Annotated in this window: 13 protein-coding genes; 4 read left to right on the top strand and 9 right to left on the bottom strand. The window is 66.7% G+C overall.

Features of this window, described 5'->3' with window-relative positions:
* Positions 1-79: 79 nt before the first annotated feature.
* On the top strand, positions 80-451 hold the full coding sequence (locus tag A3A5_RS0115750; protein WP_018311518.1) for a VOC family protein: 372 nt from the start codon (positions 80-82) through the stop codon (positions 449-451).
* A 22-nt stretch (positions 452-473) separates the two neighbouring features.
* Positions 474-1163, top strand: coding sequence for a YafY family protein (locus tag A3A5_RS0115745; protein WP_018311517.1), 690 nt, complete (start codon positions 474-476; stop codon positions 1161-1163).
* A gap of 3 nt (positions 1164-1166) precedes the next feature.
* On the opposite strand, the gene A3A5_RS0115740 is transcribed toward A3A5_RS0115745, so the two are convergent.
* The 3 genes from A3A5_RS0115740 to A3A5_RS0115730 form a co-directional block, all read right to left on the bottom strand.
* Positions 1167-1661 (bottom strand): glutathione peroxidase, encoded by a 495-nt coding sequence (locus A3A5_RS0115740; RefSeq protein WP_018311516.1) that lies wholly within the window; start codon positions 1659-1661, stop codon positions 1167-1169.
* Positions 1662-1733: 72 nt separating this feature from the next.
* Positions 1734-2873, bottom strand: coding sequence for a PilT/PilU family type 4a pilus ATPase (locus A3A5_RS0115735; protein ID WP_018311515.1), 1140 nt, complete (start codon positions 2871-2873; stop codon positions 1734-1736).
* Positions 2874-2899: 26 nt separating this feature from the next.
* Positions 2900-3943, bottom strand: a complete 1044-nt coding sequence (locus tag A3A5_RS0115730; RefSeq protein WP_018311514.1) for a type IV pilus twitching motility protein PilT — start codon at positions 3941-3943, stop codon at positions 2900-2902.
* A gap of 67 nt (positions 3944-4010) precedes the next feature.
* On the opposite strand from A3A5_RS0115730, the gene A3A5_RS0115725 reads away from it, so the two are divergent.
* Together A3A5_RS0115725 and proC are read left to right on the top strand one after the other, a co-directional pair.
* A complete protein-coding gene (locus A3A5_RS0115725) occupies positions 4011-4706 on the top strand; it encodes a YggS family pyridoxal phosphate-dependent enzyme (RefSeq protein ID WP_018311513.1) in 696 nt (231 codons plus the stop codon).
* A gap of 46 nt (positions 4707-4752) precedes the next feature.
* Positions 4753-5589, top strand: a complete 837-nt coding sequence (gene proC / locus A3A5_RS0115720; RefSeq protein ID WP_018311512.1) for a pyrroline-5-carboxylate reductase — start codon at positions 4753-4755, stop codon at positions 5587-5589.
* 76 nt (positions 5590-5665) lie between these two features.
* Here the strand turns inward: proC and ubiA are convergent, their stop codons facing one another.
* From ubiA to recG, 6 genes are all read right to left on the bottom strand, one after another.
* On the bottom strand, positions 5666-6523 hold the full coding sequence (gene ubiA / locus A3A5_RS0115715) for a 4-hydroxybenzoate octaprenyltransferase (RefSeq protein WP_018311511.1): 858 nt from the start codon (positions 6521-6523) through the stop codon (positions 5666-5668).
* Positions 6524-6673: 150 nt separating this feature from the next.
* Positions 6674-7159 (bottom strand): Dps family protein, encoded by a 486-nt coding sequence (locus tag A3A5_RS0115710; RefSeq protein WP_018311510.1) that lies wholly within the window; start codon positions 7157-7159, stop codon positions 6674-6676.
* A 94-nt stretch (positions 7160-7253) separates the two neighbouring features.
* Positions 7254-7451: a hypothetical protein gene (locus A3A5_RS0115705; RefSeq protein ID WP_018311509.1), complete on the bottom strand. Its 198-nt coding sequence runs from the start codon at positions 7449-7451 to the stop codon at positions 7254-7256.
* Positions 7452-7498: 47 nt separating this feature from the next.
* Entirely contained in the window at positions 7499-8941 is a 1443-nt protein-coding gene (locus A3A5_RS0115700; protein WP_018311508.1) for a catalase, read from the bottom strand.
* Positions 8942-9342: 401 nt separating this feature from the next.
* Complete coding sequence (locus tag A3A5_RS0115695) at positions 9343-10293, bottom strand: LysR substrate-binding domain-containing protein (RefSeq protein ID WP_018311507.1); 951 nt, start codon at positions 10291-10293, stop codon at positions 9343-9345.
* 134 nt (positions 10294-10427) lie between these two features.
* Complete coding sequence (recG, locus tag A3A5_RS0115690) at positions 10428-12614, bottom strand: ATP-dependent DNA helicase RecG (RefSeq protein ID WP_018311506.1); 2187 nt, start codon at positions 12612-12614, stop codon at positions 10428-10430.
* Between the last annotated feature and the right edge of the window lie 166 nt (positions 12615-12780).

Genomic DNA, 12780 nt, shown 5'->3' with positions numbered 1-12780 from the left:
CCTGACAGGACGCTGTCAGCAGCCCCCGCGCATGATGCGAACTCCTCACTCCCCTTCACCCGGAACCAAGGAGTCTGTCATGAGCAACCGTCTGATCAACTGGCTGGAAATCCCTGTCGTCGACATGAACCGCGCGGTCGGCTTCTACGAGCAGGTGTTCGACATCCAGCTGCGCCGCGAGACCATGAGCCAGGTCGACATGGCCGTGTTCCCCCACCCCGACCCGGGCGGCGCGCTGGTGGCCGGCGAAGGCTACCGTCCCAGCAACTACTACGGCGCGGTGCCGTACCTGCATGCGCCGGAACTGGATGTGCTGCTGGAGCGCGCCGCGCGCGCCGGCGGCAAGACCGTGTTCGGGCCGCTGCGCCTGCCGGGCGAGATCGGCCGCATCGCCCATATCACCGACAGCGAAGGCAACCGCATCGGGCTGCACGAGCCCGTGGCCGGTTGAACCCAATGGCAAGCCACCCCCGATGAGCCGCCGCGCCGACCGCCTGTTCCAGATCGTGCAGGTGCTGCGCGGCCGCCGGCTGACCACGGCGGCGCTGCTGGCGCAGCGGCTCGGGGTGTCGGAACGCACCGTCTACCGTGATATCCAGGCGCTGTCGCTGTCAGGCGTGCCGGTCGAGGGCGAGGCCGGCATCGGCTACCGGCTGCGCGCCGACTTCGATGTCCCGCCGCTGATGTTCACCGCCATGGAAGTGGAAGCGCTGGTCGCCGGCCTGCGCCTGCTGAAAGCCTGGGGCGGCGGCGCGCTGGCCGCCGCGGCCGATCCCGCGCTGGAAAAGCTGATGGCCGCGCTGCCGCCGCCGCGCCGGCTGGCGGCGCAGCAAAGCCGAGTGTTCGCGCCGGAATACGTCAACCAGGCGCATGTGCGCGAGGCCTTTGACGTGGTGCACGGCGCGCTGGGCGAGCAGAAGCTGCTGCTGCTCGACTACTGCGACGCGCAGCAGCGCATCACCGAACGCGTGGTGATGCCGCTGGGCCTGTTCTTCTGGGGCAATGCCTGGCTGCTGGCGACGTGGTGCACCACGCGCTCGGACTACCGCAGCTTCCGGCTGGACCGCTGCCGCGCCCTTCGCATGCTGGACGACCACTTCCATGAAACGCCCGACCGCTCGCTCAATGGTTTCCTGCGCGCGGTGCGCGCCAGCGGAACCTGAGCCTCAGGCCGCGGGATCGGACAGCAGCTTCTCGATATCGGCGCGCAGCTCATCGGGCTTGGTGGTCGGCGCATAGCGCTTGAACACCGTGCCGTCGCGGCGCAGCAGGAACTTGGTGAAGTTCCATTTGATGCCCTGGGTACCGAGCACGCCACGCTTTTCCGTGGTCAGCCACTGGTACAGCGGATGGGCGTCGGCACCGTTCACGTCGATCTTGGCGAACATCGGGAAGCGCACCGCAAAGCGCGTTTCGCAGAACTGGCCGATCTGCTGCGCATCGCCCGGCTCCTGCTTGCCGAACTGGTTGCACGGGAAGCCCAGCACCTCCAGGCCGCGCCCGTGGTATTCGTCGTAGAGCTTCTGCAGGCCCTCATACTGCGGCGTGAACCCGCATTCACTGGCGGTGTTGACGACCAGCATCACCTTGCCCTGGAACTGCGACAGCGGCACCGGCTGGCCGGCCAGCGAGTTGGCTTCGAACTGGTAGACATTGCTCATGGCAGACTCCTGGGGCCGGAACTGGCCCTTGCGTGGCCCAAGCATAACGCCATGCGCATCGCCGTGCACGAATCAGATGACGTTGAGATGCTCGGTGCCGGCACCCAGGTCGGTGTCCTTGGCGCTCGCGCTGTGCAGCTTGATCATCAGGCGCAGGTCATTGAGCGAGTCAGCGTTGCGCAGCGCGTCCTCGTAGGTGATCTTGCCTTCCTCGTACAGGTCGAACAGCGCCTGGTCGAACGAGACCATGCCCTGCTCGCGCGACTTCTTGATGACTTCCTTGAGCTCGTGGATCTCGCCCTTGAAGATCAGGTCGGCCACCAGCGGCGTGCCGATCATGATCTCCACCGCAGGCACCCGCCCCTTGCGGCCCGCGCGCGGCAGCAGGCGCTGCGAAATCATCGCCTTCAGGTTCAGCGACAGGTCGATCAGCAGCTGCTGGCGCTTTTCCTCGGGGAAGAAGTTGACCACGCGGTCGATCGCCTGATTGGCGTTGTTGGCGTGCAGCGTGGCCAGGCACAGGTGGCCGGTCTCGGCGTACTGCATCGCGTACTCCATGGTCTCGCGGTCGCGGATTTCGCCGATCAGGATCACGTCGGGCGCCTGGCGCAGCGTGTTCTTCAGCGCCACGTGCCAGGACTCGGTATCGATGCCGACCTCGCGCTGCGTGACGATGCAGTTCTGGTGCGCATGCACGTACTCGATCGGATCCTCGATGGTGATGATATGGCCGTACGAATGCGCGTTGCGGTGATCCAGCATAGCCGCCAGCGTGGTCGACTTGCCCGAGCCGGTGGCGCCGGTCACGATCACCAGCCCGCGCTTGGCCATCACCACCTCATGCAGCGTCGCCGGCAGGTCCAGGTCGGCCACCGAGGGGATGCGCGTATTGATGGTGCGCACCACCATGCCGGCCTTGCCCTGCTGGATAAAGGCCGACACGCGGAAGCGCCCGGCCTTGGGCGCGGTGATCGCAAAATTGCATTCGCGGCTGGTGTCGAAGTCCTGCACCTGGCGCTCGTTCATCACCGAGCGCACCAGGCCAAGCGCCTGGGTCGGATTCAGCGGCTGCTGCGACACCGGCTTGATCTTGCCGTCGACCTTGATCGCCGGCGGGAAGTCAGAGGTGATGAACAGGTCCGAGCCGCGGTTGCCGACCATCAGCTCCAGCAGGTCGTTGATGTACTTGGCGGCGGATTCGCGATCGAGCATGGCGGTGTCCTGCAAGGGAGCGGGCCTCAGCCCATGAACGCGTCGGGATTCTTGGCAATGGCGCGCGCGTCGTTGTAGCTGATGGCGCTGCGCTTGATCAGGTCAGACAGGCACTGGTCCAGCGTCTGCATGCCCAGCCCGCTGCTGGTCTGCATCATGGAGTACATCTGCGCGATCTTGTTCTCGCGGATCAGGTGGCGGATCGCGGGCGTGGCGATCATGATCTCGTGCGCGGCGGTGCGGCCATTGCCGTCGCGCGTCTTCAGCAGCGTCTGCGAGATCACCGCCTCCAGCGATTCCGACAGCATGGTGCGCACCATGTCCTTCTCTTCGGGCGGGAACACATCGACCACCCGGTCGATGGTCTTGGCCGCGGAGCTGGTGTGCAGCGTGCCGAAGACCAGGTGGCCGGTCTCGGCCGCGGTCAGCGCCAGGCGGATGGTTTCCAGGTCGCGCAGCTCACCCACCAGGATCACGTCCGGGTCTTCACGCAGTGCCGAGCGCAGCGCGTTGGCAAACGAATGCGTATGCGGCCCCAGTTCGCGCTGATTGATCAGGCTCTTCTTGGAGCTGTGCACGAATTCGATCGGGTCCTCCACCGTGAGGATGTGGCCCATGTCGTTCTCGTTGCGATGGTCGACCATCGCCGCCAGCGTGGTGGACTTGCCCGAGCCGGTCGGGCCCGTCACCAGCACCAGCCCGCGCGGCTTCATGCACAGGTCGGCAAACACCGCGGGCGCGCGCAGCTCTTCGAGCGTGAGCACCTTGGAGGGAATGGTACGGAACACCGCGGCGGCGCCGCGCTGGGTGTTATAGGCATTGACCCGGAAGCGGGACAGCCCGGCGATCTCGAACGAGAAATCGATTTCGAGGCGTTCTTCGTAGGCCTTGCGCTGGGTGTCGCTCATGATGTCGTACACCATGGCGTGGACATCCTTGTGCGTCATCGAGGCGACGTTGATCCGGCGCATGTCGCCGTGAATCCGCACCATCGGCGGCATGTCCGCGGACAGATGAAGATCAGACGCCTTGTTCTTGACAGCGAAAGCCAATAGCTGCGCGATGTCCATCTATAATGACCCCACCCTGAATAGTTATCAGTACCTTGCGTACTCTCTTTTGTATGTTCGCCGGATTATGTCTGTAATTGCCGCCAACTTGCAAGCCGTTCACCAGCGCATCGCGGCGGCCGCACAACAAGCCGGCAGACAGCCCGGGGACATCGCCCTGCTGGCCGTTTCCAAGAGCGTCCCCCCCGACCGCATAAGGGCCGCATACGCCGCCGGACAGCTTGCATTCGGGGAAAACTACGTCCAGGAAGGCGTCGACAAGATCGCCGCGCTGGCCGACCTGCGCCACCGCCTGCAATGGCATTTCATCGGCCCGCTGCAGAGCAACAAGACCCGCCTGGTGGCAGAGCATTTCGACTGGGTGCACGCCATCGACCGGCTCAAGGTCGCCGAGCGGCTGTCGGCGCAGCGCCCGGCCGGCATGGCGGCGCTGCAGGTCTGCATCCAGGTCAATATCAGCGGCGAAGCCAGCAAGAGCGGCGTCGCCCCGGCAGAGGTACCCGCACTGGCACACGCCGTCGCCGCGCTGCCCGGCCTGCGCCTGCGCGGGCTGATGGCCATCCCCGAGCCCGAGGACGAACCCGCCGCGCAGCGCTGCCCGTTCGCGGCCATGCGCGCCATGCTGCAGGCGCTGCGCGCCGACGGCCTGGACCTCGATACGCTGTCGATGGGCATGTCGGGCGACATGGAAGCCGCCATCGCCGAGGGCGCCACGCTGGTGCGGATCGGCACCGCCATTTTCGGAGCGCGCCAGTATCCGTAGCCCGGCGCGCCCGGTCCATATCCTTCAAGCCCCCCAACGGATCCCCATGCTCGATACCCTTACCTTTGGCTTTCTCGGCGGCGGCAACATGGCCACCGCACTGATCGGCGGCCTGATCGCCCGCGGCGTGCCGGCCGGCTCGATCCGCGTGGTCGACCCCTTCCCCGAGGCCCAGCAACGGCTGGCGCGCGATCTCGGCGTGCATGCGGCCGGGGCGCCGGATGCCGCCTTGGGCGCCAGCGACGTGCTGGTGCTGGCGGTCAAGCCGCAGCAGTTCCGCGACGCCGCGGCGCAGTTGCTGCCGATCTTGCCGGCCAGCGGCAAGGGCAACCTGGTGATCAGCGTGGCCGCTGGCATCCGGCTGCAGGACATGCAGCGCTGGCTGAACGGGCGCACCCGGCTGGTGCGGGCGATGCCGAATACGCCGGCGCTGGCGGGCATGGGCATGACGGGGCTGGCCGCGCCGGCCGGGCTGTCGGCCGAAGACCGCGCGATTGCCAGCGCCGTGGCCGAGGCCGTCGGCAAATGCGTGTGGGTGGATGGAGATGACCAGATCGATGCGGTCACCGCCATTTCCGGCAGCGGCCCTGCCTATGTGTTCTATTTCATCGAAGCGATGGAACGCGCCGCGACGGAACTGGGCCTGACTGCACAGCAGGGCCGCGAACTGGCCGTGGAGACCTTCCGTGGCGCGGCGACCCTGGCGGGTCAGTCGCCTGAGCCGGTGTCGACGCTGCGTGAGCGCGTGACGTCAAAGGGTGGTACCACCTATGCGGCGCTGACGTCGATGGAGGCCTCCGGCATCGCCGATGCCTTCGTGCGCGCGATGCACGCGGCCGCGGCCCGGGGCAAGGAGATGGGGGCGGAGTTCGGGAAGGATTGAGGCACAATCTTGCACGACTGGTCTCTTCCCTCTCTCCCGCAAGCGGGGGAGAGGGAAGCAGACCACCAGGACTTAATCAGCGAATCGCATAAGCCGCCGCCGTCCCCGCGAACACACAGGCCCCCAGCCAGTTGTTATGCCGGAACGCCGCAAAACACCGCATCCGGTCCCGATCGCGAATCAGCGTGTAGTGATAGCCGGCGCAACCCGCAGCCGCCACCAGCCCCACCCAGTAAGGCCACCCCAGCCCCAGCAACACCCCCACCCAGGCCATCAGCGCCAGGAACGCGGCGTAGCAGATCATGATCGCCGCCACGTCAAAGCGGCCAAAGGTAATGGCAGAAGTCTTCATGCCAAGCAACAGGTCGTCGTCACGATCCACCATCGCATACGCCGTGTCATACGCCACCGCCCAGAACACATTGGCCAGCAGCATCAGCCACGCCACCGGCGGCACCTGGTCCTGGATCGCGGCAAAGGCCATCGGGATGCCGAAGCCGAAGGCAATGCCAAGATAAGCCTGCGGAATCGCAAAGAAGCGCTTGAAGAACGGGTAAGTGCCCGCCACCACCGCCGCCACCACCGCCAGCCATTTGGTCAATGCATTGAGCGGCAGCACCAGCGCAAAGGCCACCAGGGCCAGCACGGCGGCCACGGCCAGCGCTTCCCACGCGGCGATCTTGCCCGCGGTCAGCGGCCGCTCCTTGGTGCGCTTGACGTGCTTGTCGAAGTCGCGGTCGGCCCAGTCGTTGATGGCGCAGCCGGCCGAGCGCATCAGGAAGGTGCCCGCCACGAAGATCCAGAACAGCCCCCACGCCGGCGGCCCGCCCGCGGCCATCCACATGGCCCACAGCGTCGGCCACAGCAGCAGCAGCGTGCCGATCGGCTTGTCGATGCGCACCAGGCGCGCGTAGAGGGAAAGGCGTTCAAGCATGGGGGTGGGGGGCAACGGCGAGAGGGAGTGCACGGCGCGGATCCGGGAAGGAGGATTCAATGAAAACGCGCCGCAGCCCGGACGGTTGCGACGCGCAGTCCCGGCCGCCGCAGAAGGGACAGCCGGTGCAGCCAGAGGTGGCAGCAGGCCTCAGGCCAGCATCGAGCGCAGCATCCACGCGGTCTTTTCATGCGTCTGCATGCGCTGGGTCAGCAGGTCCGCCGAGGGCTCGTCGCCGGCGGCGTCGATCACCGGGAAGATGGAGCGCGCGGTGCGCACCACCGCTTCCTGGCCTTCGACCAGCTTGCGGATCATATCGGTGGCCTCGGGCACGCCCTCTTCTTCCGCGATCGACGACAGGCGGGCGTATTCCTTGTAGGTGCCCGGTGCCGGGTAGCCCAGCGCGCGGATACGCTCGGCGATCGAGTCCACGGCGAGCGCCAGTTCGGTGTACTGGGTCTCGAACATCAGATGCAGCGTATTGAACATGGGACCCGTCACGTTCCAGTGGAAGTTGTGGGTCTTGAGGTAGAGGGTGTAGGTGTCCGCCAGCAGCTTGGACAGGCCTTCCGCGATCTTCTTGCGGTCCTTGTCGGAAATACCGATATTCACGCTCATCTCATTCTTCTTTGCCATGGTTGGTACGCTCCGTTCTGGTAAAGCCACGAGGAGCGCCGCCGGGCTTGCCATCGATCTGGGGCCGGGCGGCGCGGTACCCCGCATTATTGCATTAGCCGGCAATCCCGGCCAAACCCCGTGCTACTTCGATAAACATCACGGCGGCGCCAAGCACGATCACGGCAACGCCGACCTCCTTGCGCCACAGCTTGTGGCGCAGCCGCGCGGCATCGGCGCGTGCGGGCTGGTCATGCCCGTCGTGCCACAATTGCCGCCACTCGTCGATAAACAACCGGATCATCGCCATCATCGTTCTCCGCGGCGCGGCAGCCCGGGGGCGCCGCGCCAGGCTGCCGCCTACTTCAGGTTGAGCGCGCGCTTCACGCCCTCGCCGTAGGCCGGATCGGCCTTGGTGAAGTGCTCCAACTGCACGCGCACGATCGCCTCGGGCACGCCCTGCATGGCTGCCGCGATATTGGCGAACAGGCGCTGGCGCTGGCCTTCGTCGAACAGGCGGAACAGCGCGCCGGGCTGGCTGTAGTAGTCCGTATCGACACGGTGGTCCCAGCGGTCGGCAGCGCCGTCGAGCGCCAGCGGCGGCTCGATCGCGCGCTCGCTGGCAGCGTAGGCGCTTTCGCGGTTGGGCTCGTAGTTGAGCTTGCCGCCCTGGTTGCCGTCCACGCGCATCGCGCCATCACGGTGGAAGCTGTTGTGGAACGGGCATTTCGGCGCATTCACCGGGATCTGGTTGTGGTTGATCCCCAGGCGGTAGCGCTGCGTGTCACCGTACGAGAACAGCCGCCCCTGCAGCATCTTGTCGGGCGAGAAGCCGATGCCCGGCACGATATTGGCCGGATTCATCGCCACCTGCTCGACCTCGGCAAAGTAGTTATCCGGGTTGCGGTTGAGCTCGAGCACGCCCACGTCGATCAGCGGGTAGTCCTTGTGCGGCCAGACCTTGGTCAGGTCAAACGGGTTGATATGGTACCTGGCCGCATCGGCCTCCGGCATGATCTGCACGCGCAGGTTCCAGCGCGGGAAATTGCCTGTCTCGATGTTCTCGAACAGGTCGCGCTGCGCGCTCTCGCGGTCGTTGGCGACTACCCTGGCCGCCTCTTCATTGGTCCAGTTGGCAATGCCCTGCTGCGACTTGAAGTGGAACTTGACCCAGAAGCGCTCGTTGTTGGCATTGATAAACGAGTACGTGTGCGAGCCGAAGCCGTGGATCTGGCGGTAGTTCTGCGGCAGGCCGCGGTCGCTCATCAGGATGGTGACCTGGTGCAGCGATTCCGGATGGCGCGACCAGAAGTCCCACACCGCGATCGGGTCGCGCAGGTTGCTGCGCGGATTCCGCTTCTGCGTATGGATAAAGTCCGGAAATTTGAGCGGGTCGCGCACGAAAAACACCGGGGTGTTGTTGCCGACCACGTCCCAGTTGCCTTCGTCGGTATAGAACTTGATCGAGAAGCCGCGCACGTCGCGCTCGGCATCGGCCGCGCCGCGCTCGCCGGCCACGGTCGAGAAGCGGATGAACAGCGGCGTCTCCTTGCCGACCTGGGCAAAGACCGAAGCCTTGGTGTACCTGGAGATGTCATGGGTGATCTTGAGCGTGCCATAGGCGCCGGAGCCCTTGGCATGCACGCGCCGCTCGGGGATGACCTCGCGGTCGAAGTGGGCCAGCTTTTCGAGGAACCAGACATCCTGCAGCAGCATCGGGCCGCGCGGGCCTGCCGTCTGCGAGTTCTGGTTGTCGGCAACGGGTGCGCCGGCAGCAGTGGTAAGGGTGTCCTTCTTGCTCATCTTTTCCTCTTTGTGGGTAGGCTGAAAGGGAACGCCGAATCAAAGCGCGGCGGCATAGCAGGCAAGGCAATCGAGCAGGCAGCGCCCCATGCGGAGGGGAAACGGCCGCTCGTTGGTTGTTGCTGGTGAAAACCGGGCGCTGGTGCTCATCATCGGATCCTGTCTCAGGTCGATGCCATCTGCACCGACAGGAGTCAGCCTACCAATGATCTATCGAATTGAGAATTCAATCATTTATACCTATGTATTAGGTCAAATCTATCTGGGACTTCTGCAACTTATCGCAGCGGAAAGTGACCGCCCGAAGCCAGGTTGCCCCGTTGCGGGGCCAGAAACGACACGGCCGCAGCGGAATCTCCGGTGCGGCCGAGGGAATTGCCGGTACTGCGGGGGTAAGACAATCAGGCCGCTTCGGCCAGCTCCTTGGCGTCCAGCTTGCGCACGCCGGCCAGCTCGCACGCGGCCACGGCGTTGGCCAGCGCTTCCATGGCCGGCAGGCGGGTGAAGCTCTTGCGCCAGGCCAGCACCACGCGCCGGTCGGGCACCGGATCGGCAAACGGCACATAGGACAGCATGTCGCCCTTGGCCTTCAGGTCGGGCACCGAGGTGCGCGGCAGCACGGTGATGCCGACCCCGCTGGCCACCATATGGCGGATGGTTTCCAGCGACGAGCCCTCGAAGGTCTTCTGGATGCCGTCGGCCGCCTGCGAGAAGCGCGACAGCTCCGGGCACACGCCCAGCACATGGTCGCGGAAACAGTGGCCGCTGCCCAGCAGCAGCATGGTCTGCCGCTTCAGTTCATCGGGGTCGATGGCGCGCGCCTGCGCCAGCTGGTGGCCGCGCGGCACGGCGACGACAAAGGGTTCGTCGTAGAGCGGGCGCACCGTCAGGCCCGAATCCGCGAACGGCTCGGCCATCACCGCGCAGTCGATCTCACCCTGCTTGAGCAGCTCGATCAGCTTGTGGGTGTAGTTCTCCTGCAGCATCAGCGGCATCTGCGGCACGGTCTCGATCATCTGCTTGACCAGCGACGGCAGCAGGTACGGGCCGATGGTGTAGATCACGCCCACGCGCAGCGGGCCCGCCAGCGGGTCCTTGCCCTGCTTGGCGATCTCGCGGATGGCCATGGTCTGTTCAAGCACGCGCTGGGCCTGCGCCACGATCTGCTCGCCGACCGACGTCACCGACACCTCGGAGGTGCCGCGCTCGAAAATCTGCACGTTGAGTTCGTCTTCCAGCTTCTTGATCGCGACCGACAGCGTCGGCTGCGACACAAAGCAGGCTTCGGCGGCCCGGCCGAAATGGCGCTCGCGCGCCACGGCGACGATGTACTTGAGTTCAGTGAGCGTCATGACTTATCAATTTCCGGTAGGCGATAGATTTTACCTTCGATTGCCGCTTCTGTCAGAGCGCCAGCCCGAATTGCCCGCGGCGAACCGGCGGGTGCGGTGGTTGGCGCACATCCCATCGAAAAATCAGCCCGCATTCAAGCCTTGAGGTAGTGCTCGCGCCCACCCAGCCAGCGCGACAGGTGCGCTTCCACGGCTTCCGGGTAGCGCGCCAGCATCAGTTCAGCCGCCTCCTGCGCGTATTCGACCAGCCACGCATCGGTCTGCAGGTCGGCAAAGCGCAACATCGCTTCGCCGGACTGGCGCGCGCCCAGGAACTCGCCCGGGCCGCGGATCTCCAGGTCGCGCCGGGCGATCTCGAAGCCGTCGGTGGTCTCGCGCATGGTCGCCAGGCGCTCGCGCGCGGTGGGCGACAGCGGCGCCTGATACATCAGCAGGCAGACTGACTCGGCGCTGCCCCGCCCCACCCGGCCGCGCAACTGGTGCAACTGCGCCAGGCCGAAGCGCTCGGCGTGCTCGATCACCATCAGCGAGGCATTGGGCACGTCCACGCCCACTTCGATCACGGTGGTGGCCACCAGCACCTGCATGCGGTTGGCGCTGAAGTCGTCCATCACAGATGCCTTCTCGGCCGGCGGCAGCCGTCCGTGCACCAGGCCCACGCGCAGGTCCGGCAGCGCGGCCACCAGCGTTTCATAGGTCTCCACCGCGGTCTGCAACTGCAGCGCCTCGCTTTCCTCGATCAGCGGGCATACCCAGTAGACCTGGCGGCCTTCGGCGGCGGCGTGATGGATGCGTCCGATCACTTCGTCGCGCCGCTCGTCGTTGACCAGGCGCGTGACAATGGGGGTGCGGCCCGGCGGCAATTCATCGATCACCGACACATCGAGGTCGGCGTAGTAAGTCATGGCCAGCGTGCGCGGAATCGGCGTGGCCGACATCATCAACTGGTGCGGCACGGTTTCGGCCGCGGTTACCGCTGCATCGGGGGCATCCGCGGCACCGGCCTTGCCGCGCAGCGCCAGCCGCTGCGCCACGCCGAAGCGGTGCTGCTCGTCGACCACCGACAGCCCCAGCCTGGCAAAGCGCACGCTGTCCTGGATCAGCGCATGGGTGCCGATCACCAGCTGCGCCTCGCCCGATTCCACGCGTGCCACGGCCTCGCGCTTCTCGCGCGCCTTCTGGCTGCCGGCCAGCCACGCCACCGGCACGCCCAGCGGCTCCAGCCACGCGGACAGCTTGCGGTAGTGCTGCTCGGCCAGGATTTCGGTGGGCGCCATCAGCGCGGCCTGGTAGCCGGCATCGATGGCCTGGCAGGCCGCCAGCGCGGCGACGATGGTCTTGCCGCTGCCCACGTCGCCCTGCAGCAGCCGGTGCATCGGGTGCGGGCGCGTCATGTCGGCGGCGATTTCTTCCACCACGCGCTGCTGCGCCCCGGTCAGCCGGAACGGCAACGCGGCCAGGAAGCGCGTCAGCAGGCCGCCCTCGCGGCGCGGCATGGTCGGCGCGGTCTTTTCGCGCCGCGCCGCGTGCGCGCGCCGCAGCGAGATCTGCTGCGCCAGCAGTTCATCGAACTTGATGCGCTGCCAGGCCGGGTGCGAGCGGTCGGCCAGCGCGGCCTCGCTCTCCTGCGGCGGGGGTGCGTGCAGCAGCCGCAGGCAGTCGGCCAGGGGGCGCAGGTGCAGGCGTGCCAGCGGCCCCTCCAGCACCGCCTGCGGCAGCGTCTCGGGCATAGGCGTGCGCGACAGCGTGCCGCCGATGGCCTTGCGCAGATAGGCCTGCGGGATGCCGGCGGTAGACGGATACACCGGCGTCAGGCGGTCGGGCAGCGCTTCGCCGGGCACCACCGGGCGCACCGTCGGGTGGACCATCTCGGCGCCGAAGAAGCCGCCGCGCACCTCGCCGCGCACGCGCAGGCGCACGCCTTCGGCCATCTGCTTGGTCTGGCTGCCGTAGAAGTTCAGGAAGCGCAGCGTCAGCTCGCCGCTGTCGTCGGCAATCTTGACCACCAGCTGACGGCGCGGCCGGAACGTGACTTCGTTGGAGATGACCTCGCCTTCCACCTGCGCCGGCAGCCCGAGCCCGGCGCGGTGGATGGCCTCGGCGATCGGCGCCAGCGTGGTCTCGTCCTCATAGCGCATCGGCAGGTGCAGCACCAGGTCGACGGGACGGCGCAGGCCGAGCTTGGCCAGGCGCGCGGCCGCGGAAGACGTGCCGGAGGCGGCGGCCTTGCCCCTGGCTGCGCCGGCCTTGCCGCGCGCGGGCGCCGCCGTGTCCTTGGCGGCGTCGGCGGGGTCGTGGATCGGTTCGGCGGTTCCGGGCATCGGCAAGAAATTTTGGCAGCGATCGCTCTCGTGCTGCGGGGTTGGCTGGCGCGGCGCCGGCGAATAGCCGGTATCACGCCCGGCCCGGCGGCAAGCGCGCCCATGGCCTTACAATATCGGATTCGCCGATTGTACCCATGCCGGCTGCCACCACGGGCAGCGGAGT

It is taken from the genome of Cupriavidus sp. UYPR2.512, assembly GCF_000379565.1.
GTDB lineage: Bacteria > Pseudomonadota > Gammaproteobacteria > Burkholderiales > Burkholderiaceae > Cupriavidus.
Note: the sequence above shows the minus strand (reverse complement) of the source record. Positions and strands in the feature narration are given on the sequence as shown.